The sequence below is a fragment of the Mycobacterium sp. RTGN5 genome, assembly GCF_033804465.1.
Taxonomy (GTDB): Bacteria; Actinomycetota; Actinomycetes; order Mycobacteriales; family Mycobacteriaceae; genus Mycobacterium.
In genome coordinates, this window is the sequence record NZ_JAPZLA010000003.1 from 358,615 (window position 1) to 380,370 (window position 21,756).

20 protein-coding genes are annotated in these 21,756 nt (G+C 66.7%); 11 read left to right on the forward strand and 9 right to left on the reverse strand.

Going from position 1 to position 21,756, the window contains the following annotated elements:
• Nucleotides 1-15 precede the first annotated feature (15 nt).
• Nucleotides 16-612 carry a TetR/AcrR family transcriptional regulator gene (locus SLQ31_RS18670; RefSeq protein WP_319435487.1) on the reverse strand — a complete coding sequence of 199 codons (597 nt, stop codon included), beginning with the start codon at nt 610-612 and terminating at the stop codon, nt 16-18.
• Nucleotides 613-708: 96 nt separating this feature from the next.
• Between SLQ31_RS18670 and SLQ31_RS18675 the strand changes: the two genes are divergently transcribed.
• From SLQ31_RS18675 to SLQ31_RS18685, 3 genes are all read left to right on the forward strand, one after another.
• Nucleotides 709-1,713, forward strand: a complete 1,005-nt coding sequence (locus SLQ31_RS18675) for an oxygenase MpaB family protein (RefSeq protein WP_319435488.1) — start codon at nt 709-711, stop codon at nt 1,711-1,713.
• 490 nt (nt 1,714-2,203) lie between these two features.
• Nucleotides 2,204-3,346, forward strand: a complete 1,143-nt coding sequence (locus SLQ31_RS18680; protein ID WP_319435489.1) for a hypothetical protein — start codon at nt 2,204-2,206, stop codon at nt 3,344-3,346.
• 21 nt (nt 3,347-3,367) lie between these two features.
• Entirely contained in the window at nt 3,368-3,754 is a 387-nt protein-coding gene (locus SLQ31_RS18685; RefSeq protein WP_319435490.1) for a nitroreductase/quinone reductase family protein, read from the forward strand.
• On the opposite strand, the gene SLQ31_RS18690 is transcribed toward SLQ31_RS18685, so the two are convergent.
• A complete protein-coding gene (locus tag SLQ31_RS18690) occupies nt 3,751-4,065 on the reverse strand; it encodes a hypothetical protein (protein ID WP_319435491.1) in 315 nt (104 codons plus the stop codon). The genes SLQ31_RS18685 and SLQ31_RS18690 overlap by 4 nt on opposite strands.
• 239 nt (nt 4,066-4,304) lie before the next feature.
• Between SLQ31_RS18690 and SLQ31_RS18695 the strand changes: the two genes are divergently transcribed.
• Complete coding sequence (locus SLQ31_RS18695) at nt 4,305-5,609, forward strand: PGRS repeat-containing protein (protein WP_319435492.1); 1,305 nt, start codon at nt 4,305-4,307, stop codon at nt 5,607-5,609.
• Nucleotides 5,610-5,626: 17 nt separating this feature from the next.
• Here the strand turns inward: SLQ31_RS18695 and SLQ31_RS18700 are convergent, their stop codons facing one another.
• Nucleotides 5,627-5,959 (reverse strand): YnfA family protein, encoded by a 333-nt coding sequence (locus tag SLQ31_RS18700; RefSeq protein WP_319435493.1) that lies wholly within the window; start codon nt 5,957-5,959, stop codon nt 5,627-5,629.
• 38 nt (nt 5,960-5,997) lie between these two features.
• Here SLQ31_RS18700 and SLQ31_RS18705 point away from each other — a divergent pair, with 38 nt between their 5' ends.
• A complete protein-coding gene (locus tag SLQ31_RS18705; RefSeq protein WP_319435494.1) occupies nt 5,998-7,623 on the forward strand; it encodes a long-chain fatty acid--CoA ligase in 1,626 nt (541 codons plus the stop codon).
• 70 nt (nt 7,624-7,693) lie between these two features.
• Here SLQ31_RS18705 and SLQ31_RS18710 read toward each other — a convergent pair whose 3' ends face one another.
• Nucleotides 7,694-8,884, reverse strand: coding sequence for a lipid-transfer protein (locus SLQ31_RS18710; RefSeq protein ID WP_319435495.1), 1,191 nt, complete (start codon nt 8,882-8,884; stop codon nt 7,694-7,696).
• A gap of 81 nt (nt 8,885-8,965) precedes the next feature.
• On the opposite strand from SLQ31_RS18710, the gene SLQ31_RS18715 reads away from it, so the two are divergent.
• Nucleotides 8,966-10,024, forward strand: coding sequence for a dihydrodipicolinate reductase (locus SLQ31_RS18715; protein WP_319435496.1), 1,059 nt, complete (start codon nt 8,966-8,968; stop codon nt 10,022-10,024).
• A 14-nt stretch (nt 10,025-10,038) separates the two neighbouring features.
• Nucleotides 10,039-10,512 (forward strand): SRPBCC family protein, encoded by a 474-nt coding sequence (locus SLQ31_RS18720; protein WP_319435497.1) that lies wholly within the window; start codon nt 10,039-10,041, stop codon nt 10,510-10,512.
• On the opposite strand, the gene SLQ31_RS18725 is transcribed toward SLQ31_RS18720, so the two are convergent.
• Complete coding sequence (locus SLQ31_RS18725) at nt 10,509-11,681, reverse strand: acyl-CoA dehydrogenase (RefSeq protein WP_319435498.1); 1,173 nt, start codon at nt 11,679-11,681, stop codon at nt 10,509-10,511. The genes SLQ31_RS18720 and SLQ31_RS18725 overlap by 4 nt on opposite strands.
• Nucleotides 11,682-11,747: 66 nt before the next feature.
• On the opposite strand from SLQ31_RS18725, the gene SLQ31_RS18730 reads away from it, so the two are divergent.
• Both SLQ31_RS18730 and SLQ31_RS18735 read left to right on the forward strand, forming a co-directional pair.
• Nucleotides 11,748-12,944: an FAD-binding oxidoreductase gene (locus tag SLQ31_RS18730; RefSeq protein WP_319435499.1), complete on the forward strand. Its 1,197-nt coding sequence runs from the start codon at nt 11,748-11,750 to the stop codon at nt 12,942-12,944.
• A gap of 21 nt (nt 12,945-12,965) precedes the next feature.
• Nucleotides 12,966-13,313, forward strand: a complete 348-nt coding sequence (locus tag SLQ31_RS18735; RefSeq protein WP_319435500.1) for a cupin domain-containing protein — start codon at nt 12,966-12,968, stop codon at nt 13,311-13,313.
• A gap of 40 nt (nt 13,314-13,353) precedes the next feature.
• Here SLQ31_RS18735 and SLQ31_RS18740 read toward each other — a convergent pair whose 3' ends face one another.
• Both SLQ31_RS18740 and SLQ31_RS18745 read right to left on the reverse strand, forming a co-directional pair.
• A complete protein-coding gene (locus tag SLQ31_RS18740; RefSeq protein ID WP_319435501.1) occupies nt 13,354-15,444 on the reverse strand; it encodes an acetate--CoA ligase family protein in 2,091 nt (696 codons plus the stop codon).
• Complete coding sequence (locus tag SLQ31_RS18745; protein ID WP_319435502.1) at nt 15,441-17,063, reverse strand: NAD(P)/FAD-dependent oxidoreductase; 1,623 nt, start codon at nt 17,061-17,063, stop codon at nt 15,441-15,443. Before SLQ31_RS18745 ends, SLQ31_RS18740 begins: the two co-directional genes overlap by 4 nt.
• Nucleotides 17,064-17,179: 116 nt before the next feature.
• On the opposite strand from SLQ31_RS18745, the gene SLQ31_RS18750 reads away from it, so the two are divergent.
• A complete protein-coding gene (locus SLQ31_RS18750) occupies nt 17,180-17,833 on the forward strand; it encodes a TetR/AcrR family transcriptional regulator (protein ID WP_319435503.1) in 654 nt (217 codons plus the stop codon).
• Here the strand turns inward: SLQ31_RS18750 and SLQ31_RS18755 are convergent.
• Nucleotides 17,830-18,972, reverse strand: a complete 1,143-nt coding sequence (locus SLQ31_RS18755) for an ABC transporter ATP-binding protein (protein WP_319435504.1) — start codon at nt 18,970-18,972, stop codon at nt 17,830-17,832. The two genes, SLQ31_RS18750 and SLQ31_RS18755, sit on opposite strands and share 4 nt — an antisense overlap.
• A gap of 25 nt (nt 18,973-18,997) precedes the next feature.
• Complete coding sequence (locus SLQ31_RS18760; RefSeq protein WP_319435505.1) at nt 18,998-20,374, reverse strand: aspartate aminotransferase family protein; 1,377 nt, start codon at nt 20,372-20,374, stop codon at nt 18,998-19,000.
• 135 nt (nt 20,375-20,509) lie between these two features.
• Here SLQ31_RS18760 and SLQ31_RS18765 point away from each other — a divergent pair, with 135 nt between their 5' ends.
• Nucleotides 20,510-21,754, forward strand: a complete 1,245-nt coding sequence (locus tag SLQ31_RS18765; protein ID WP_319435506.1) for a spermidine/putrescine ABC transporter substrate-binding protein — start codon at nt 20,510-20,512, stop codon at nt 21,752-21,754.
• The last annotated feature ends 2 nt before the right edge of the window (nt 21,755-21,756 follow it).

Consider the following 21,756-nt stretch of genomic DNA (forward strand, 5'->3'; position numbering starts at 1 on the left):
ACGCGCCGCTGGGGCTCAGTTCGGGAGCAGTAGCCGAACGGCATAGGCGACGACGGCATCGACGTCGTCGCCGAGGGTGCCGGCCAGCCATTGCTGGGCCAGCTCGGCCATCGCTCCGGCATACATCGCGGCGCCGACTTCGGTTGCCACCCGGTCGGATTCGGGTGCAGTCCGGCGTTGCTCGTCGAGGACGAGCTCGCGCACGTGATCCTGGGCGAGAGTGCGCCGCGCGGCCAGCACCGGGTTGGTGCGGGCCTCGGTGAACAGGATCTTGCCGCGGCGAGGGTCGGCCGAGCTGAAGTCGAGTACGGCGCGGATGCCGGCGCGTAGCCGTGCTCGTTCGTCGCGGGTACTCACCATCGCTGACGTCAGGATGCGGCCGAGTTCGATCGCCACCTCGTCGTAGACCGCCCCCAGCAATGCGTCAGTGTCGGTGAAGCTCTCGTAGAAGTACCGGGTGTTCAGTTCGGCCGCCCGGCACACCGACCGCACCGACATCGCGGCTTCACCGCCGTCGCCGAACAAACCAAACGCTGCGCGAACCAGCAGTGCGCGCCGCTCGGCCTGGCGATCGGCAGGGGACACCCCGGCCCACCGGGTGGCACTCGGCATGAGCTGAGGATATACCGGCCGATTGCCGGCGCCATGCTATTTTGGTTACGGGTGTAACCAGAAAATGCGTGCCTCCCGGGAAAGGAGCCAGCCGAGATGAAACTGCTGCTGCCGCACCAACTTCTCGAACACAAGGTCAGATCCGACTTCGACAAGAACATCAGGGGCCAGTTCTTCCGCGGCCTGGAGTTCGCCGGCCCCGAGGGCGACCCGGGCTGGTTCGGTCCCGACAGCGCCGTCTGGCACGTGCATTCGCACACGCCGGCGCTGATCTTCGGACTGCAGTGCGCCGCCTTCATCGAACGTTTCGATCCCAGCATCTTCTGGATGGGCTCCGACCATTCCCGGGTCGTCGAGCACGACGAGGACGGCAACCCCACCGGCAAGCTCGATCTCAAGGGCTCCGGCATCCGGCTTGCCCACTCCGTGGCGTTTTTCATCGGAACCGCGTACGGGTCCACCGCGACGGCCGAACGGGTGGCCCAGGCGGTGCGAGCGATGCACCACACCATCAAGGGAGTTCGTCCCGACGGCCTGCCCTACGATGCCGACGACCCCGAGTGGCTGCGTTGGAACTACGCGACCGTGGTCTGGGGGATCGCGACGGGGCACGAGCTCTACCACCCGGCTCCGCTACGCGACATCGACCGCTACTACGGCGAGTTCGTGCGGGTCGGCCACGCACTGGGTGGCACCGACCTGCCGGCGACCAAGGACGAGACGCTCGACTGCTTGCGCTCATACCTGCCGCGGCTGGCCCTGACCCACGGTGCCGCGCAGTTCACCGGGCGAAACCTGATGGAGAATCCCGACGTCCCGCAGGAAGCCAAGTTCTTCGACTGGGCAATCCGCGACAGCATGCCGGACTGGGCGGCCGACATGATCGCGTACCGTCCGCCGCACCCGATCGAGCGTGCCGCCCGGCGCGCAGTCACCTGGGCGGCGCTCAACACTGCGGGGGCGGCGATGGGACAGCTGCCGGAGTTCAAGCAGGCCAAGCAGCGGGTCGCCAATGGCACAACTGTCGCCCACACCGAGCCGTCCTATGTTCTCGGCAGTGATCCGGCGCGTAACCGCGAGACCATCGAGCAGATGGTGTGATCTGGACCACTAGCGAATTGCTGAGGCCTGCTCGCTAACCATGCCGATCAGCGAACTTGATCGGGATCAAGATCGAGAGGTCGACTACCTGGTCGCTCAGGGCTGCCAATGCCGTCAATAACCTAAGGGATTTCCTTAGGAATTTAGACGCGACAGGGGCATTGTGATTTCGGCCTCTTTTGACTCTGGCGGGATAAGAAAATCTAAGCCCGCGCATCGTTCAAGCACGTGATTCATGAACTTGGATTCATCTGTATGCGCACGTCACATGGCACTTTTGGGACCGTCCCGAGGCTTTGCAACGAATTGATAACGATCCTCGCCTTAGTGCTTGCTGAGATCTGCGGGGTGCTTGGGAATTACTTCTGAAAAGCCGCGAATTCTCCGCGAATTCACTAGCTACACTCGACTGAGAGCAGTTACCGCCAGGTAACGCACAACGACCAAAGACAATGTCCGGCCGTATCCAGGCCGACGGAGGTACTAGATCATGGCAAACACAACGGGAGTTACGGAAGTGTTTGGGGGCACCGGTGTGGCGGTGGCCGAGCGGGTCGCCGCTGCGCACTCGCTGTGGCTGTCGTCGCTGCCGACGATCCGGCGCGCCCCGATGGGAGATCTGCTCCCGCAATTGCTGGCTGGCGCCGAACTGGAGCCGCTGACCGAGCCGATCGCGGCACCCGTCGTCACGGTCGCCAGGACGCTCGCCGCGGGAAACGGACCGGTCAGTGACATGTCCGTCAGCCCGGATGGCCGCTACCTGGTCACCGCGCACTACGGCGCCGACGTGGTGTGCGTCATCGACGCTGCCACGCTGACGGTGACCGCCACCATCGACGGGCTCAGCGAGCCGTACGGTGCTGTGGTCGTCGGCGACCGCGCCTACGTGAGCGCCGCCTCGAACGAGGTGGACGCCGTCGTTGCCGTTGACATCCGTACCGGTGTGCCGTTGGCCGCCAAGACTTTTGAGATGACTGCCGGTGGGTTGGCGGTCAGCCCGGCTGCCGATGTCCTCTATGTCGCACGGACCGACGACGACATCGTCGACATCGCCGTAGTCGACGTCGAGACCGGCACGATCGCCAGCATCGAGATTCCGGCCGCGCCGGGCGCCTCCGTCGAATCGCTGTGCATCAGCGCCGACGGCACTCGCCTGTTCGCGGCACTGGCCACACCGGCCGGTGGCCTGCTGGCAATCGTCGATACCGAAGACCGCGTGGTCCGCGACATCGTCGCGATCGCCGGATCCATCGGTGATATCGCAGTTATGCCCAACGGCCGCACCGTGTTTGGCACCGGGTGGGACGCCGAATTCGGTGGCGCCATCCACGTCATCGATGTCGCAAGCGCCCGCGTCGTCGACACCATGGCGATGGGTGGTGTGCCCACGCAGCTAGTGCTCGGCCGCAGTGGCAACTGCGCCTACATCGTCGACCGCAACGAGATCGCCGTGCTGTGCACCGCCACCAACGAGATCGTCGACAGCGTCGTCCTCGGCCCGCAGCTGTCCTGCCTGGCTGTCGACCCGGTGCGCAACCGGCTGTACGCGGCCGACTACCACGGTGTGATCACCGCAATGCGTCTGGAGACGGCGGCGCCGCAGCCGCAGCAGTTGGCTATCGCGGCATCCTGAGTCGCCTGCCACGATGGAGTCATGGCTTTGACTCCCCGGCAGCGCACCGTCAACCTCGTCCAGCGCCACATCGCGAATCCCGTGATGCGGTTGGTCCCGATTCAGACTCTGTTGGAGACCACCGGACGAAAATCCGGGCAACCGCGCCGCACCCCGCTCGGTGGACGGCTGACCGGCAAGGAGTTCTGGCTGGTATCGGAGTTCGGTGACCGATCGCAGTACGTCCGCAATATCGAGGCGGACCCGCGGGTGCGGGTGCGCGTTCGCGGCCGCTGGTACAGCGGCACGGCCACCCTGCTGCCCGCCGACGATGCGCGGGCCAGGCTGGCCGAACTTCCAAAGATGAATAGCGCCGGGGTGCGAACGTTCGGTGACAACCTACTCACCATTCGCGTCGACTTGGATTAGTGCGCGCTGCAGTCCAGTGACACCGAGATCGTCTGGCTGGTCACGACCGGCACCAGAATAGTCCGGTCATTTCCCCGTCCCGGACCCGTGTAGGGCACCCACTGGGTGAGGGTCTGGGGATTGCGCACGTTGGTGACCAAGCACTTCGACATCGGACCGGTGCCGATGCGGTCGATGTTGACGGTGTAACCCTGACTCTGTAATTGGCTGATCGTGCTCTGCGCTGAACCATCGGCCCACGCCGTCGCGGCCGGTCCCGCGATGATGCCACCCACTACCGCCACTGCGGCAAGTGCCAATGCGGTCCGCATAGCCGCGCCTCCTCGTCTCGTGTCCCCATCCTCCTCTTACATCGCCGCCGACGGGCAAAACGTTCCCGCTGGTCTCCGGCCAATGACAGATGCCGGCCGGGCACCGCAAACCGGCGATGGGTGCGCGGGGATAGCATTTAATGAAGGTTTTGCGTGTTAGCCGGTGAGGTTCCCGGCTATCGTGTAGCTTCCTTTCGGATCGACTCTGACCACCACAAACACCCGATGAAGGTTCTTCCATGGCGAAATCGTCCTCTGCCCGAATCGCGCTGACTGCGACTGCGATCGCGGCGGTGTCCGCCGTCCTGCTGGCAACTCCGTCGGAACTGGTGTCGGCGGCACCAGTTCGGACAGTTGTGACTCCGGTGGAACTGGCCGCCGTCGTCGCCCCGCTGATTCCTCACCCCGTGCAATCGAGTGTGCGCTCCGTGCAAGCTCGATCGGCGGCCTCGGCTGCGGCGGCAGCCCCCGCTGCTGGACTGACCCCCGATCAGGCTCACGATCTGCTCAACAGGCCGGATGTGGTCCAAGCGATCATGAGCCGGACCGGGATGACCAGCGACCAAGTCGCTCAGGCGGCCAACGACCCCAAGGTGATTCAGGCGGTAGTCAACGCCAGCGCGAGCGGCCAGGGCCGGCAGATGATCGGCGACGGCGCCAACGGCACGTCATCCACCCGCAATGGCAGCGCCGGCGGCTGGCTGGTAGGCAATGGCGGTAGCGGATGGAACAGCACCACCGCGGGTGCTCGGGGCGGAAATGGCGGCGCCGCAGGCGTTTTCGGTAATGGTGGCTACGGCGGCTACGGCGGCCTCGGCGCCAGTGGAGGTAACGGCGGCAGCGCCGTGATGTATGGCAATGGCGGTAACGGCGGTAATGGTGGTTGGGGTCAGTCGGGGCAGAACGCCCGGAGTGGCTCTACCGGGGGCAGCGGAATCAACGGCCGGAGTCGCAGTGGGCGGCGCGGGTACAACGTGACGGCTCAATCCGGTGGTCGAGGCGGCATCGGCGGCCGGGGCTGGATTGGCGGTTCCGGCGCACGCGGCGGTGACGGTGGGGCCGGCGGCAACGGCGGCGCCAATGTCGGTGACGGCGGGCAAGGCGGTGACGGCGGGCAAGGCGGCCTCGGTGGATCCGGCGGCCGCGGCGGGCAAGGCGGCACCGGTGGGTCCGGCGGGAGCGCCCGGTCCGCCGGACCCGGCAAGAAGAAGAACTCCGCGATCGCCGGTAGCGGCGGCAATGGTGGCGTCGGCGGCCTCGGCGGAAATGGTGGCACCGGCGGCAACGGCGGCAACGGCGGCAAGGGCGGCAACTCCGGAGCCGTGGGCACGCCCGGCGCCGGTGGCGCATACGGGGCCGGCGGTTCCGGCGGAGCGCCCGGCGCGGGTGGCACAGGCGGCCGCGGTGGCCGCGGTGGCAGCGCAAGCGGCGCGTGGCGGAACAGGGGCGGCAAGGGCGGCAACGCGGGCCTGCGCGGCAATCCTGGTCTGCCGGGCCGCGGTGGACTCAACGGCAATACCGGTCAACCGGGAACCCGCGGCTAGGCCGGGCCGGTCCGCGGTCAGCCTCGCCCGGGCGCGTACATGATCAACGCCACGCCCAAAAGGCAGATCAGCGAGCCGGTCAGGTCCCAGCGGTCCGGGCGGAATCCGTCTGCGGCCATACCCCAGAGCAGCGATCCCGCGACGAACACACCGCCGTAGGCCGCCAAGATCCGGCCGAAATGCGCGTCGGGCTGCAGGGTCGCGACGAAACCGTAAGCCCCCAAGGCGATTACACCAAAGCCTGCCCACGTCCAGCCGCGATGTTCACGCACACCCTGCCACACCAGCCAGGCTCCGCCGATCTCCAGAAGCGCGGCCAGCACGAACAAGGCGATCGATTTCAGCACCATCACCCGGTGAGTATGGTCGCCGCGATAGATTCGGGCCCATGCAGTCGACCATGCAGAACTTTCCGCTGACAGTCGCCGCGATCCTGCGCTACGCCGTCGCCGTCCACGGCGACCGGACGGTGACCACCGCGACCGGTGACGGCTACCGGCACGCCACCTACCGCGAGGTCGGCCAGCAGGCCGCCCGCCTGGCGAACGCGCTGCGGCGCCTGGGCGTCGAGGGCGACGCACGGGTCGCCACGTTCATGTGGAACAACCAGGAACACCTCGAGGCCTACGTCACGGTGCCGTCGATGGGCGCGGTGCTGCACACGCTGAACATCCGGCTCTTCCCCGAACAGATCGAGTTCGTGGCCAACGAGGCGCAGGACCAGGTGGTAATCGCCGACCTTTCGCTTGCGCCGATCCTGGCTCCCGTGTTGCCGCGGATGGAGACCGTGCACACCGTGATCGTCGTCGGCTCCGGCGACCTGGGCCCGCTGGAGGCGTCGGGCAAGCGGGTGGTGCGCTACGACGAGGTCACCGCCGCCGAATCTGACGAGTTCGACTGGCCGGATATCGACGAAAATTCGGCTGCCGCAATGTGTTACACAAGCGGCACCACCGGCAATCCGAAGGGCGTGGTGTACAGCCACCGGTCGAACTACCTGCACTCGATGGCGGTCTGCAGTGGTAACGCCCTGGGTCTGAGCTTCTCGGACAAGGCGTTGCCCATCGTTCCGATGTTCCATGCCAATGCCTGGGGTTTGCCGTACGCGGCGCTGATGGCCGGCGCCGATCTGGTGTTGCCGGATCGCTTCATGGACGCCACGTCGATGGTGGACCTGATCGAGACCCAGCGCCCGACGGTGGCCGGGGCGGTGCCCACGATCTGGAACGACGTGATGAATCATCTGGACCGCAACCCCGGCCACGACATTTCGTCGTTGCGTCTGGTGTCCTGCGGCGGGTCCGCAGTGCCGGTGTCGCTGATGCAGGCGTTCGAGGAGAAGTTCGACGTCGAGATTCGCCAGCTGTGGGGGATGACCGAGACCTCGCCGATCGCCACGCTGGCCTGGCCGCCACCGGGCCTGTCCACCGAAAAGCAGTGGGAGATCCGCGGCACGCAGGGCAGGCCGATGTGCGGGGTCGAGACGCGCATCGTCGACGACGAGGGTGCGGTGCTACCCAACGATGACGAATCGGTGGGCGAACTGGAGGTTCGCGGAGCGTGGGTCACCGGCTCCTACTACCGCAACACCGACGAGTCGAAGTTCCAGTCCGGCTGGCTGCGCACCGGTGACGTGGGCCGTATCGACGGGCAGGGGTACATCACGCTGACCGATCGCGCCAAGGACGTCATCAAGTCCGGCGGCGAGTGGATCTCGTCGGTGGAGCTGGAGAACCTCCTGATTGCCCACCCGGCGGTGCGGGAGGCCGCGGTGGTCGGCGTCCCCGACGAACGCTGGGAGGAACGTCCGCTGGCTGCGGTCGTTCTCCACGAGGGCGCCGAGGTGTCACCGGAGGAGCTACGGAACTTCCTGTCCGACAAGGTCGTTCGGTGGTGGCTGCCGGAGCGGTGGACGTTCATCGACGAAATTCCGCGCACCAGCGTCGGCAAGTACGACAAGAAAACGATCCGGGCCCGGCACGCCGACGAGGTGTACGACGTCACGCACCTCTAGCGCCCAAACCGACAAACGGGCGCGAAAGTGCGAGTAGATCGCGCCTTTTCGTCGATCTCGGCGAGGGGTGTCAGCGTTCCGCGCGCTGGTAGGCGGTGACTACGGCCGCACCGCCCAGCCCGATGTTGTGCTGCAGCGCGGCGGTGACGTTGTCCACCTGACGCTTGTCGGCGGTGCCGCGCAGCTGCCAGGTCAGCTCGGCGCACTGCGCCAGGCCGGTCGCGCCCAGCGGATGGCCCTTGGAGATCAGCCCGCCCGACGGGTTGACCACCCAGCGTCCGCCATAGGTGGTGTCGTTGTCGTCGATCAGCTTGGGCGCCTCACCTTCGCCGCACAGGCCAAGGGCTTCGTAAAGCAACAGTTCGTTGGCCGAGAAGCAGTCATGCAGCTCGATGACCTGGAAGTCGGCCGGACCGAGGCCAGACTGGTCGTAAACCTGTTGTGCGGCTTTGACATTCATGTCATAGCCGATGATGTTGGCCGCGCTGCCATCGAAGGTTGACGCGAAGTCGGTGGTCATCGCCTGCCCGACGATCTCCACGGCCTGGTCAGCCAATCCGTGTTTGTCGACGAACGCCTCGCTGACGACGATCGCCGCGCCCGAGCCATCCGATGTCGGCGAGCACTGCAGCTTAGTGAGCGGATCGGAGATCATCTTCGCGCCCAGGATGTCGTCGAGGGTGTACTCCTCCTGGAACTGCGCGTACGGGTTGTTCACCGAATGCTTGTGGTTCTTGTAACCGATCTTCGCGAAATGCTCGGCAGTGCTGCCGTACTTCTTCATGTGTTCGCGGCCGGCCGCACCGAACATCCACGGCGCCACCGGAAATGCCATGGTGTCGGTCTCGTTGAGGGCGACGATGTGGCGCATCAGCGGCGACTCGCGGTCGTCCGCGCCCCCGCCCAGCGAGCCGGGTTGCATCTTTTCGAAGCCAAGGGCGATAGTGCAGTCGGCAAGCCCGCCACGGATGGACTGCGCGGCCAGGTACAGCGCGGTCGAGCCCGTCGAACAGTTGTTGTTGACGTTCACGATCGGGATGCCGGTCATACCGAGCTCGTAGAGCGCGCGCTGCCCGGAGGTGGAGTCACCCGAGCAGTAGCCGACGAAGCCCTGCTGCACTTCGGAGTAGTCGATGCCGGCGTCGGCCAGCGCCTTATTGCCCGATTCGTTGGCCATCTGGGGGTAGTCCCAGCCTTCGCGGCGGCCCGGCTTCTCGAACTTGGTCATTCCGACCCCGACGACGAAAACTTTGTTCGGCATGGCAATTCCTTCCGTCCCCACTGACGATCCCGCTAGTGTAGACCGCCTAGAACCTGTTCTAGTTTTCCCGGAGGAGCAGCAATGGCGTTGCGGGTCGTGCAGTGGGCAACCGGCTCTGTCGGGGTGGCCGCGATCAAGGGCATACTCGAACATCCCGAACTCGAACTAGCTGGCTGCTGGGTGCATTCCACCGACAAGGCCGGCAAGGACGTCGGCGAGATCATCGGCACCGAACCGCTGGGGGTGACGGCAACAAACAGCCTTGACGACATCCTCGCGCTGGACGCCGACGCGGTGATCTACGCGCCGCTGCTGCCCAACCTCGACGAGGTGACCGCGCTCCTGCGCTCGGGCAAGAACGTCGTCAGCCCGGTCGGCTGGTTCTACCCGAGCGAATCCGAAGCCGCGCCGCTGCTGGCGGCGGCGCTCGAGGGCAACGTCACCCTGCATGGCGCGGGGATCGGCCCGGGTGCGGCCACTGAGCTGTTCCCGCTGCTGCTTTCGGTGATGTCCACTGGCGTGACGTATGTGCGCGCCGAGGAGTATTCCGACCTGCGTACCTATGGCGCCCCCGATGTGCTGCGCCACGTGATGGGATTTGGCGGCACACCGGAGAGTGCGCTGACCGGCCCCATGCAGAAGCTGCTCAACGGCGGCTTCTTCCAATCGGTTCGGCTGATCATCGATCGTCTGGGGTTCGCCGCCGAACCCCAGATCCGCACCTCCCAGGAGGTCGCGGTGGCGACCGCGCCCATCGACTCGCCGATGGGCGTGATCGAACCCGGTCAGGTCGCCGGCCGACGGTTCCACTGGGATGCCGTGGTGACCAACACCGTCGTCGTCCGGATCACCGTCAACTGGCTGATGGGCGAGGAAAACATGGACCCCGCATGGTCTTTCGGCCCGGCGGGGGAGCGCTACGAGATGGAGGTGCGGGGCAACCCGAACACCTTCGTCACAGTCAAGGGCTGGCAGCCCGAAAGCGTCGAGGAAGGGCTGCTGAGCAACCCGGGCGTCGTGGCCACCGCTGCGCACTGCGTCAACAGCATTCCCGCGACGTGTGCGGCTGAGCCGGGCATCGCCAGCTTCTTCGACCTGCCACTCATCACCGGACGCGCGGCGCCGCAGCTGTCGCGCTGACTATCATCGGCGAGATGGCTCACCCCGTCATCGTCGAGCAGTCCCGCGCCATTCCGGTGGCGGTATCGGACGCGTTCACCAAAACGCTGCCGCTGCCGCTGCCCACGTTGTTCCACCGCTGGTATGGACCCATTCCCCCGATCAAGGCCGTGCACAACCAGGCCGGTGAGTGGTCGGCGGTCGGTCAGACCCGCGACGTCGCCCTGGTCGGCGGGGGCGGCATGCGGGAGACGCTGACCCGGGTGGATGCGCCGCACGCCTTCGGCTACACCCTCACCGATGTCAGAGGGGCGATGTCGCCGCTGATCGACCACGTCGAGGGCGTGTGGGAATTCAGCCCGCACGGCACCGGCACCAAGGTGACGTGGCAATGGACTCTGCACCCGAAGTCGGCGCTGACCGCTCCGGTGTTGCCGGTGTTCGCCCGAATCTGGCGCGGCTATGCCAATCAGGCGTTGGCAACGCTGTCGGACTACCTGCTGCGCTAGGACTCCAGCATCGCCGCGGGGCCGCGCTGCATCAGCTGGCGGCCGATGATGATGCGCTGAATCTCGCTGGCGCCCTCCCAGATTCGCTCCACACGCAGCTCGCGGAACATCCGCTCGGCCACGTTCTCGCGCATATAGCCGCGCCCGCCGAAGATCTGCACCGCGCGGTCGGCGACCCGCCCGGCCATCTCCGAGCAGTACAGCTTGGCCATCGAGGCCTGGCCATGCAGCGTTTTGCGATCCAGTCCGGTATCGATACCGCGGGCCACCTCGTAGAGCAGGCTGCGGGCGGCGAACAATTCGGTGGCGCTGTCGGCGAGCATGCCGGCCACCAGCTGGTGCTCGCCGAGCGGCTTGCCGTCGACGATGCGATCCGTTGCGAACGTGGTCATCTCGTCGACCAGGCGTTGGGCGGCGCCCACACAGCGGGAGGCCACCATGAGCCGCTCGAAGCGGAACCAGTCCTGTGTGAACGTCATGCCCTCACCCTCGGCGCCGACCAGATGGCTGGCCGGCACCCGCACGTCGGTGAACGACACGATCGGATGCTCGTCGGGAATGTTGTGCGAGTAATGCGGGGTCCGCACCACTTCCACCCCGGGCCACGGCAGATCCACCACGAGCAGGACATGGTCACCCTCGTGCGGGCCGCCGACCAGGACGGCCTGGACGAAGACGTACTCGGCCAGGTTGAACGACGTGACGTGCCATTTGATCCCGTTGATGACGTAGTCGTCGCCGTCGCGACGGGCCGTGGTTTCCAGCGCTGACACGTCCGAGCCGGCGAATTCCTCGGTGATCGCGTAGGCCTCGTGCTTCTCGCCGCGCACCGCGGGCAGCAGCCAGCGCTGCTTCTGGTAGTCGGTGGCCACCTCGGCCCACCACTGGGGTGGCGTATGCAGCACCCAGGCGATCGCGTTGGTGACCCGGCCCACCTGCTCCTGCACCAGAACCTGTTGCAGCGCAGTGAATCCCGGACCGCCGACCGATGTAGGCATATTGGTCGCATAGAGCCCCAGCTCGATGGCCTTGGCGTGGTGCTCGGCGGTCAGCTCCTTGGGCAGCTGGCCGCCGGCCATTTCGGCCTCGGCTTCGTAGGGGATCAGGGTCTCGACGAACTCGCGTGCGGTGTCGCGGATCCGTCGGTCTTCGGCTGTCAACCCGTACATTCGCAGTGCTCTCTGCTCGCTGGAGGCTATTGACTGAGCGTTCAGTCTATGTCACGGTCTTGAGGTATGACCAGCAGTCGCAGTGCGGACGTCGTGGTGGTCGGTGGTGGCACGGTCGGGGCGTGGACGGCGGTCCAACTCGCCGAACGCGGGGCCGGCCGCGTCGTGCTGCTCGAAGCCCAGACGCTCGGCGACGGTGCCAGCAGCCGGGCCGCCGGCATGGTCCGCGCTCAGGGTGGCACGGAGACCGCGATCCGCCTCGGCCTGCGCAGCCAGGAGTTCTACACCGCCTCCCGTGAGCGCTATCCGCTGGACTGCGGGTTCGTCGCGCAGGGCTACCTGATGCCGTGCTTCACCGACGGCGAAGTGCAACAGGCGCACGAACGGATCGCGCTGCAGCACCGGCTCGGACTGGATGTGGAGTGGTTGTCCAGTGCCGATATCGACGACCGAGATACCGGTCTGGCACCGGGCGTGACGGCGGGCGGCTCGTATGCGCCCGGCGACGGGTATATCAACGCCCCGCGCAACGTACTGGCCTACGCCGCGGCGCTGACCGCGCATCGAGTCGACGTCCGCGAGCGTTGTGCCTTCACGGGTCTGCGGGTGGCCAAGGGCCGCGTCATCGGCGTCGACACCGCCGACGGGCCGATCGACACCAACCGGGTGGTGCTCACCGGTGGGCCGTTACTCGGCGAGGTCGGCGTGACCGCAGGCGGGCGAATCCCCGCCGGCGGCACCCGGCACCAGGTCGTGGTCACCGAACCGCTGCGCGAGGCCAACATCGACGAGCTGCCGATGGTGTTCGACGTCAGCGAGGGAATCTATTGGCGGCCAGGCGAATACGGCGGCGTGCTGTGGGGGATGAGCAACCCCGCCGAGCAGCCGGGTGCGGCCACCGAATTCGACTGGACCTACTACCAGAAGGCGCTCGCCCGCATCGAGACGCTGTTCCCGGCCATCCGCGGACTGGGACTTCGGCGGACGTGGGCGGCGACGATCGACTACACGAACGACCACCTGCCGATCCTGGGGCCACTGCTGACCGACGACGGTGCGATAGACGGCACCGTGGTGGCCTGTGCGGCCGGGCACGGCATGATGTGGGGCCCCGCGGTCGCTGAGGCGGCCGCCGACGTCACGCTCAAGGGTGAATGCGACTGGCTGGACCTGACCGACCTCGGGTTGGATCGCTTCGACGCCGACGGAAACAGCCGGTTGGAGCCCGAGCCGATATCTCTACCGTTCCCTGAACACGCCTGACAACGAAAGGTTTTCCCTCCCATGACCGCTGCAGTTCTGACCACCGTTTTGGCCAACGCGTCCGACGCCGAACTCGAGGACTGGGGCCCGCTGGAGGAGGCCACCGGAGACCCGATGGCGACCCACGGTCTCGAGGTCTGGGTCGACGGCACCAAGTCGGCCGGCATCTGGCAGTGCGCCCCCGGCCCATCGCATTGGACGCTCGAGACGAACGAAGTCATTTACGTGGTGTCCGGGCGGATGACCGTCACCCCCGACGGTGGCGAGCCCAGCGAGGTGGGCGCCGGCGACGTGGCCGTCTTCCCGCTCGGCTGGACCGGCACCTGGCTGATCCACGACACCCTGCGCAAGGCCTACGCGATTTTCTGAGCGCCGAACGTCACACCAGCGTCATCCTCGACGCCGAACGTCACTCCAGCGTGACGTTCGGTGAGGGGTGGGGTGTCGTTGCGCGGGGAATCACCAAGGCATCGACGGCCACCACGCCGGTGGTCGACGCGATGACCGGGTTGGCCTCGGCCGCGTCGAGATGTTCACCGAGTTCGATTGCCAGCTGCGAGAATCCGACGACCGCGTCGGCCAGCGCGTCCATGTCGACGGGCGGCGCGCCGCGCCAGCCGGTCAGCAGCGGCGCGGTGTGCAGCGACCGCAGTAAGGCCGTGGCGGCCTCTCGGGTGACCGGCGCGCACGCCACCGCGCGGTCGGCCAGCAGTTCCACCAGCGTGCCGCCGGCCGCGACCACGACCAGCGGGCCGAAGTTGTCGTCGCGCACCACGCCCAGTGAGATCTCCACGCCGGCAGGGGCCATCGCGTCAACGCTGACGTCCGATCCCAGCCGGGCCGCCATCTCCTGATAGGCGGCGCGCAATGATTCGGCGTCGGGGATACCGAGCACCACACCATCGACATCGCTCTTGTGGTCGCTGCCTTGAGTTTTCAGCGCGACGGGATAGCCGATCGCCTGCGCCGCGGCCAGCGCCTCGGTGACATCCGCAGCGGCGCGCGAGCGCGTCACCGGGATGCCGTAGTCGGCGAGCAGAGCGAAGGCGGTGGGAGAGTCCCAGCCGGGCTCGGCGAGCCTGGCCGCCCAGCGCTGGGCGCGCTCGCCATCGAAGAAGGGGGACTGCGCCGGCAGCGGCTGCGGCCAGCGAGCGAGATGGCCCAACGCAGCAATACCGCTGCGGGCACCTTCGAGCACGGGAATGCCGTTGCCGCGCAGCTGCTTCGCGGTGGGTGCGTCGATCGCCGATGGCACCGACGCCAGCACCGCCAGCGGGCTATCGCTGTTGGCCGCAATGTGCAGGACGGCGTCGGCGTAGGCGGTGTCGTCGTCGAACTCGGTGACCAGATCGACGGCCAGCGCGGTCACTGCCACACCGGGATCGTCGACAAGAGCGCGCAGGCAGCTGCCGAACAAGTCGCGGGTGTCCGCGCCGGTACCCCAGACGTCGAGCGGATTGCCGGGAGCCAACCCCTCATCGAGCAGCTCGCCGACGGCGGCCAGCGTCGGGGCGGCCAGTTCGGCGAAGTCCACGGCGAGATCATGGGCGATATCGGCGCACAGCGCCCGTTCGGCCCCGGAGTCGTGCACCGTCGCGATCCCGTGCGACCCGGGTCGGCGGCGCCGGCCCGCCTCGAAAAGTTCTATGGTGTCTACGAATTCGGCCATATCCGAGACCCGGACTGCGCCGGTGTCGGCGCAGAACGCGTGCCAACCGGCGGCGTCGCCGGCCAGTGCGCCGGAGTGCGCGGCGACCATGGCGCGCCCGCGCGGCGAGTGCCCGACCGGCAGGATCACCACCGGGATATCGCGCTGAGCGGCGCGGTGCAGCCCGGCCCGCAGCCGGCCCACCGACCGTGGGGTCTCCAGCAGCAGCGCGATCAACGTGGTGTCCGGGTCTTCGACGATGTAGTCCACGTAGTCGGCGGTGTCGGTGACCAGTTCCTGACCCGACGAGACCGCCAACCGGAAGCCGAACCCGCGGTCGGCCCGCAGGAGGGTGGAGAACGCCGATCCGGAATGCGTCACCAGCGAAACACCGCCCCGCGGTAGGGGATCGGGCTCGAGATAGCCGAGTGCGCGCAGTCCGGTGGCGTTGTTGACGAAGCCCATACAGCCCGCCCCGCACACCGCCATCCCGGCCTCAGCAGCGGTCTCCGTGACCGCCTGGCGTAGCGCGGCGCCGTGCGCGGAACCGAAGATGATCGCCGACCGCACCCCAACCGCGGCGGCGGCCTTCAGCTCGTCGAGCAGGGCGGCGTCGGGAACGCCGAGCAGCGCCAAGTCGACCGGCTCATCGAGCGCGGACAGCGACGGCGCGCAGGCGATGCCGTCGATGCTGTCGTAGCGCGGGTTGACCAAATGCATGCGCGCCGAGCTGCGGCGCGCCTCGATGATCATCCGCTCGCCGAAGCTGCCCGGCCTCGGACTGGCCCCGAGCAGTGCCACCGAGCGGGCCCCCAGCATCGCGGCCACGGCCGCCCGGCGGCTGCCGGTCATCGCTTGCGGAATCGCTTCTTTTTGGTATCTGCCAGTGCGGCTTTCGCTGCTTGCCAGCCGGGGATGCCGCAGACCCCGCCGCCGGCGTGGGTGCCTGAGCTTCCGTTGTACAGACCGGAGATCGGGGTGCGGTAATCGGCGTAGCCCGGTGCGGGCCGCATGTGGAACAGCTGCTCCAGCGACAACTCGCCGTGGAAGATATTGCCGCCGATCAACCCGTACTCCACTTCCATCTCATGCGGCCCGACGATGTCGCGATGCAGGATGGAGGACTTGAAGCCGGGGGCGACCTGGTCGTACAGGTCGATCAGCCGGTCGGCGTAGGCATCGAGCTCCTCGGTGTGCGGAGCGTCGGCCCAGGCTGCGGGCACCCACTGGGTGAACAGCGACATGATGTGCGTGCCATCGGGATTCAGCGTCTTGTCGAGGGTCGTCGGGATGACGCCGTCGCTGAACGGCATCAATGCGGGCTTGCCGACGCGGGCATCCTGGAACGCCGCCTCGATGTATTCCATCGTGGGCGCCATCTCGACCGAGCCGGTGTGGTGTTCGGCCTGCCCATCGCTGGGATCGGCGGTGAAGTTCGGCAGCTCGCCCAACGCCAGGTTGATCTTGACCACACCGCTGCGGGTCTTGAAGTGCTCGATGTCGGTGACGAACTCCGCGGGCAACTCGTTGCGCGGAATATGGTCCAGGAAAGCGATTTTCGGGTGCAGCGTGGTGACAACCAGCGGCGCCCGGATCTCGTCACCGTTGTCCAGTACCACGCCCTCGATTCGGCCGCCCCGCACCATCATCCGGGACACCCGGGCCTTGGTGCGGATCTCGGCGCCGAAGCTTCGGGCCGACCGGGCAATGGCCTCGGACACCGCGCCCATCCCGCCCTCGGGGTAGCCCCAGCTGCCGAGCTGGCCGTCGCCGACGTCGCCGATGGAGTGGTGCGCCATCACGTAGGCCGTGCCGGGCTCATAGGGTCCGGCCCAGGTTCCGATGACCCCGTTGACCGCCAGCGCGCCTTTGATTTGTGGTGATTCGAACCAGTCGTCGAGCAGGTCGGCGATGCTCATCGTCAGCAGACGGGTGACGTCGCCCATCATCCGCGTCGTCATTCCTCGCTGGCTCCAGCCCAGCTTGGCGAGCTCGAAAAGATCCGCGGGCTTGCGCGAACCGATGTTGGGTGGCACCTGCGTCAGCAGGGGACCCATGACATCGGCGATGCCCTCCAGCCAGGCGTTCCACTTGGGCCAGGTGTCGGCGTCCTTCTTGGAGAATTTGACCAGTTGCTCATGGGTGCGCGCAGGGTCGTCCTCGTAGATGGTCAGCGAGCCGCCCTCGGGAAATGCCTGGTAGTACGGGCCCATCGGGTGGACCTTGTAGCCGTGGCGCTCCAGGCTCAGGTCGTTCACGATGGTCGGCGGCATCAGGCTCATCACGTACGACAGTCGGGTGACCCGAAGGTGTGGTGCGTCCTCCCACGGCGCCTCTGTGGTGGCGGCGCCGCCCAGCGCACCTCGCGACTCCAGAACCACGGTCTTGGCGCCCGAGCGTGCGAGATAGGCGGCCGAGACCAGTCCGTTGTGTCCGCCGCCGATGACGATGGCGTCGTAGGTGTTCGACATGGCGCTCTACTTTCGTCTGCCCCGAACGGGCATCTTTGACTGACTGTTCAATCTAACCAAGTGTTAGGCTTTCAACAAGTGCCAGCGCAGGCATCGCTGAAGGGGAGTACGACGAGATGGCAGAACCCGCACCCGCGACGGAGAACAACGAAGCGAGGCGCATTCAGATGTTGCGCGCCGCAGCGGAGCTCATTTGCGAACGCGGGTTCGGCGAGACCCGAATCTCCGACGTCGCCAAACGGGCCGGGGTCAGCTCGGCATTGGTCATCTACTACTTCGGCACCCGCGATCGGCTGCTCGTCGACGCACTGCGCTATTCCGAGGAATCGTTCTACGAGGCGGCCGAGCGGATGCTGGCCGAGGTGCCGTCATTACGCGACCGGCTGTCGCTGTTGATCCAGTGGACCTGCGTTCCGGAGGCGGAGAACGAGATCCCCGGCGCCTGGGGGCTGTGGTTCGACCTGTGGGCGCAGGCCTTCCGGCACGACGAGGTCAAGGCCGGCCGGGTGGAGCTCGACGCCCTCTGGCGCCGGATGATCGTCGACGCGGTGGAATCGGCCGAGCTGGAATCCGACGTCGACGCGCGGATGTTCGCCCTGGAGTTCTCGGCGCTGCTGGACGGTTTGTCGATTCAGGTCGCGCTGGAGGATCCGGAGGTCGATTCGAAGGTGGCTTACGACATCGCGATGCGCTTCGCCGAGCGTGAGCTCAATCTGCCGCCGGAGAAGCGCCGTCCGGTGGCGGCCGGTCGCGGCCGCCGGTCCCGCTAGACCGGGCTGGCGACGAGCTCTGCCGCCGGATCCTTGATGACCGCCGCCGCACTTCGGGCCAGCACTCGCACCGCGTCTTTGGTGCACACACACGTGACGGCCGTCCCGGCGTCGTAGGCGACCGAGCCCGGACCGGATTGGTTGGGGACGTCGACGACGAGCGCGCATGCCTCGCCGACGTTGACGTGAACCTGGGTCGATGCTCCGTGATAGACGACCTGGGCCACAGTGCCGCTGATCGCGTTGTGCCCGGCGGACACCGGATCGTCGGGGGACTGCAGCGTGATGCGCTCCGGCCGGATGACAATGGCCGCCGGGCCGGGCTTGCAGGAATTGTCCACCGCGGCGCCGAGTCTGGTCGCCAGCGCCAAGCACAGCGCCGAGCCGCCGTCACTCTCCAGCACGTCGGCGTCGAAAATGTTTGCCGCGCCGAGGAATCCGGCCACGTACGTGGTGGCCGGGGCGGAGTAGATCTCTTGCGGCGGGCCGACTTGTTCGACGCGCCCTTCGGCTAGCACGGCGATCTGGTCGCTCATCGTGAGCGCCTCGTCCTGGTCGTGGGTCACGTAGACGAAGGTGATCTCGACCTCGCGCTGCACGGCGCGCAGTTCGAGCTGAAGTTGCCTGCGCAGCTTGGCATCCAGTGCGCCGAGCGGTTCGTCGAGCAGCAGCACCCTGGGTTGCAGAACCAGCGCGCGCGCCAAGGCGACGCGCTGCTGCTGACCGCCGGAAAGCTGGGTGGGCCGGCGTTTGGCGAACCCGCTCATCCGGACCAGCTCGAGTGCTTCGCCGACACGGCGCTTGATGTCGTCCTTGGGGGTTTTCTGGTAGCGCAGACCGAACGCGACGTTGTCCCACACCGACATGAACGGGAACAGCGCGTAGGTCTGGAACACGGTGTTGACCGGACGTTTGTGGGGCGGATCCTGAGCGACGTCACGGCCGTCGAGTTCGATGCGTCCCGAGTCGGGCTTCTCGAACCCGGCGATCATCCGCAGGGTGGTGGTCTTGCCGCAGCCGGATGCGCCGAGAAGCGAATAGAACTGCCCCGCTGGGATGTCCAGATCGATACCCGTCACGGCGGGGACCCCGTCGAACGACTTCGCCAGCTGGTGCAGCCGGATCGCGCCGCCGGTCACCGGCGGCCGTCCCCGCACCAGGCGGTCAGGCCGCCACCGCCCGAGCGAGCCGCGCGAAGTTCGCGGCGAACCGGTCGACATCGGCCTCGTCGTGCTGAACAGATAGCAACCATTGCTCCACCTTGCCCCAAGGCGGCAGGAACACACCGCCGTTGTGCTGCATGAGCCAGTGCAAGTGGCCCAACCGGTCGTCGATCTGCAGAAAATCGCGGAAATCGTGGACCGGGTCGCGCTTGAATGTCACGCAACCCTTGGCCCCGACACTCACCACGTGCCAACCGTAACCGTGTTCGGCCGTTGTCGCTTCCAAAGCGCCGCGAAGCCGCTGGGCCAGCGAAGCCATGCGTGTGTACGCCGCAGGCGTCAGCACGTCGGACAGGGTGGCCCTGGTGGCCGCCATCGCGAGCGGATTGCCGTTGAAGGTGCCGACCTGCTCGTAGCGACCGTCGGCGATCGCCGACATCACCGACGTGCTGCCCCCGATCGCCGCGACCGAGATGCCACCACCCAAAGCCTTTGCCAGACAGACGATGTCGGGTGTGACGCCGGACATCGCGGTGACCCCGCCGGGTCCGGCGGTGAAGCCGGTCTTGACCTCGTCGTAGATCAGCAGAGCGCCCTCGGCATGCACCAGGTCGCGAATCGCGGCCAGATACCCGTCGTCGGGCGGAATGATGCCGGCGTTCATCATCACCGGTTCCACGATCATCGCCGCCACTTCGCCGCGGTGCTCGGCCAGCGCCCGGGCCACGGCCTCGGGGTCATTGAAGGGCACCACGACCACCAGGTCGCGAATCGCCGCCGGGATACCGCTGTTGGCCGGCACCCCGATCGGATGCTCGCGCGGGCCGACCTCATCGGCCTCGGGCAGCACCGAGACCTGCACCGAGTCGTGATGGCCGTGGTAGCAACCCTCGACCTTGATGATGAGGTCTCGCCCGGTCACCGACCGGGCCAGGTGCACGGCGTCCATGGTGGCCTCGGTGCCGGAATTGGCGAAGCGCCACAACGGCAGATCGAACCGGCGGGCCAGTTCCCCGGCGATCCAGATGGCGTCCTCTGTCGGCTGGGCGAAGTGCGTGCCGCGGCGGACCTGCCTGCTGACTGCTTCGACGATTGCCGGGTGGGCGTGCCCGGCGATGGAAGCGCCGTAGCCGCCGTGCATATCGACGTACTCGGTGCCGTCCACGTCGTAGACCTTGGAGCCCGCGCCGTGACTCATCCACACCGCTTGCGGTTGGGCGATCTGCCAGTTCGACGTGGCCCCGCCGGCGAGGTGTTCGCGTGCCCGGCTGATCATTTCGGTGCTGCGCGGCTGGCGCGTCAGGAACACCTGTTCCTGATCGGCGATCAACTGGTCGACCGCGTCGCGAACCGGGCTCTCGATAATCGGCGAAGCCACGGGGAAACCTTCCACTCGATTGCTATGCGGACCTGCGAAAAAGCGCCGGCTGCATCTATTGACTGAGCGTTCAGTCTATGCCAGAGTCCAAGGAACAAACAAGACTCGAGCAGACTCGAAACCACGGAGGCGCGGATGCCAGCACCGACAGGACCCGGCCCGAATCGTCGACAGTTCCTGCAGCGGGCCGCCCTACTGGCTGCTGGAACCCCCGCGCTCGTGGCATTCCTCGATGCGTGTTCCAAAGGGGGGCAATCGAGTTCGACGCCGACGCTGAAAATCGCGTCGCCGAAGAATCCGGTGACGTGGGACATCCCTAGCGACAACAAGCCGATCGCTGACGGGCTGGCACCGGAGAAGGGCGCCACGCTTCAGCTCTACAGCTACGCCGACTACATCGCGCCCGATGCGATCAAGTCGTTCGAGGACAAATACGCGGTCAAAGTGCAGGTGTCGACGTTCAACGACACCGACGAGGCGATCACCAAGATCCGCGGCGGTAACGTCGACTACGACATCTACTTCCCGAGCTACGACCAGATCAGCCGCCTGGTCAACGGTGGACTGGTCCGTCCGATCAACCACAGCTACGTCGGCAACATCAAGAATGTCTGGCCGTTCTTCTCCAACCCCTGGTACGACCAGGAGTGGCGGTTCACGGTGCCCTACACCGTCTACACCACCGGCATCGGCTGGCGTAACGACCAGGTGCCCGCTGACATCGGCGCACTCAAGAATCCCTATGAGGCGCTGTGGGATCCGGCCTACAAGAACAAGACCGCCGTGATCGACGACTGGCACACCGCGATGGCCATGGTGCTGCTGAAGCTGGGCATCACCGATGTGAACACCTCGTCGGCCGATGACCTGAAAAAGCTCGGCGACCAACTCACCGCGATGGTGCAAGCGACCTCGCCGAAGGTCACCGTCACGATGTACAGCGACCTGCCCGCGGGCCAGATCGGCGTATCCCAGATGTGGTCGGGCGACATCGTCAACGCCGTCAACTACCTGCCGGAGGGAACCGGACCCGAGGTCCTGCGCTACTGGTTCCCGTCCGACGGCAAGGGCCTGGTCGACAACGACCTGATCGTGTTGCTGCGCGGCGGCAAGAACCCCGTGCTGGGGCATCTGTTCCTCAATCACATGCTCGAACCCGAGGTCGCCAAGCAGAACTTCCAGCAGATCGGCTACCAGCCGCCACAGGTGTCGCTGAACCCGGATTCCCTTGTCGCCGACGGGCTGGTCCCGGAGAACCTGAAGAGCGCGATCGTGCGTCCCGAATACTTCGACACCGGATACCGGCTGCTCGAGCTCGATACCGCTAATGACGCTGCCTGGCACAATGTTTGGCGTGCCTTCAAGGCCGGGGGATCCTGACC

What these genes read in the sequence shown, in the direction of transcription:
- SLQ31_RS18710 (WP_319435495.1), bottom strand. Translation starts at nt 8,884, where the DNA reads ATGCCGAACAAAGTTTTCGTCGTCGGGGTCGGAATGACCAAGTTCGAG.
- SLQ31_RS18715 (WP_319435496.1), top strand. Translation starts at nt 8,966, where the DNA reads ATGGCGTTGCGGGTCGTGCAGTGGGCAACCGGCTCTGTCGGGGTGGCC.
- SLQ31_RS18725 (WP_319435498.1), bottom strand. Translation starts at nt 11,681, where the DNA reads ATGTACGGGTTGACAGCCGAAGACCGACGGATCCGCGACACCGCACGC.
- SLQ31_RS18690 (WP_319435491.1), bottom strand. Translation starts at nt 4,065, where the DNA reads ATGCGGACCGCATTGGCACTTGCCGCAGTGGCGGTAGTGGGTGGCATC.
- SLQ31_RS18680 (WP_319435489.1), top strand. Translation starts at nt 2,204, where the DNA reads ATGGCAAACACAACGGGAGTTACGGAAGTGTTTGGGGGCACCGGTGTG.
- SLQ31_RS18765 (WP_319435506.1), top strand. Translation starts at nt 20,510, where the DNA reads ATGCCAGCACCGACAGGACCCGGCCCGAATCGTCGACAGTTCCTGCAG.
- SLQ31_RS18740 (WP_319435501.1), bottom strand. Translation starts at nt 15,444, where the DNA reads ATGACCGGCAGCCGCCGGGCGGCCGTGGCCGCGATGCTGGGGGCCCGC.
- SLQ31_RS18720 (WP_319435497.1), top strand. Translation starts at nt 10,039, where the DNA reads ATGGCTCACCCCGTCATCGTCGAGCAGTCCCGCGCCATTCCGGTGGCG.
- SLQ31_RS18700 (WP_319435493.1), bottom strand. Translation starts at nt 5,959, where the DNA reads ATGGTGCTGAAATCGATCGCCTTGTTCGTGCTGGCCGCGCTTCTGGAG.
- SLQ31_RS18745 (WP_319435502.1), bottom strand. Translation starts at nt 17,063, where the DNA reads ATGTCGAACACCTACGACGCCATCGTCATCGGCGGCGGACACAACGGA.
- SLQ31_RS18735 (WP_319435500.1), top strand. Translation starts at nt 12,966, where the DNA reads ATGACCGCTGCAGTTCTGACCACCGTTTTGGCCAACGCGTCCGACGCC.
- SLQ31_RS18750 (WP_319435503.1), top strand. Translation starts at nt 17,180, where the DNA reads ATGGCAGAACCCGCACCCGCGACGGAGAACAACGAAGCGAGGCGCATT.
- SLQ31_RS18685 (WP_319435490.1), top strand. Translation starts at nt 3,368, where the DNA reads ATGGCTTTGACTCCCCGGCAGCGCACCGTCAACCTCGTCCAGCGCCAC.
- SLQ31_RS18695 (WP_319435492.1), top strand. Translation starts at nt 4,305, where the DNA reads ATGGCGAAATCGTCCTCTGCCCGAATCGCGCTGACTGCGACTGCGATC.
- SLQ31_RS18705 (WP_319435494.1), top strand. Translation starts at nt 5,998, where the DNA reads ATGCAGTCGACCATGCAGAACTTTCCGCTGACAGTCGCCGCGATCCTG.
- SLQ31_RS18675 (WP_319435488.1), top strand. Translation starts at nt 709, where the DNA reads ATGAAACTGCTGCTGCCGCACCAACTTCTCGAACACAAGGTCAGATCC.
- SLQ31_RS18730 (WP_319435499.1), top strand. Translation starts at nt 11,748, where the DNA reads ATGACCAGCAGTCGCAGTGCGGACGTCGTGGTGGTCGGTGGTGGCACG.
- SLQ31_RS18670 (WP_319435487.1), bottom strand. Translation starts at nt 612, where the DNA reads ATGCCGAGTGCCACCCGGTGGGCCGGGGTGTCCCCTGCCGATCGCCAG.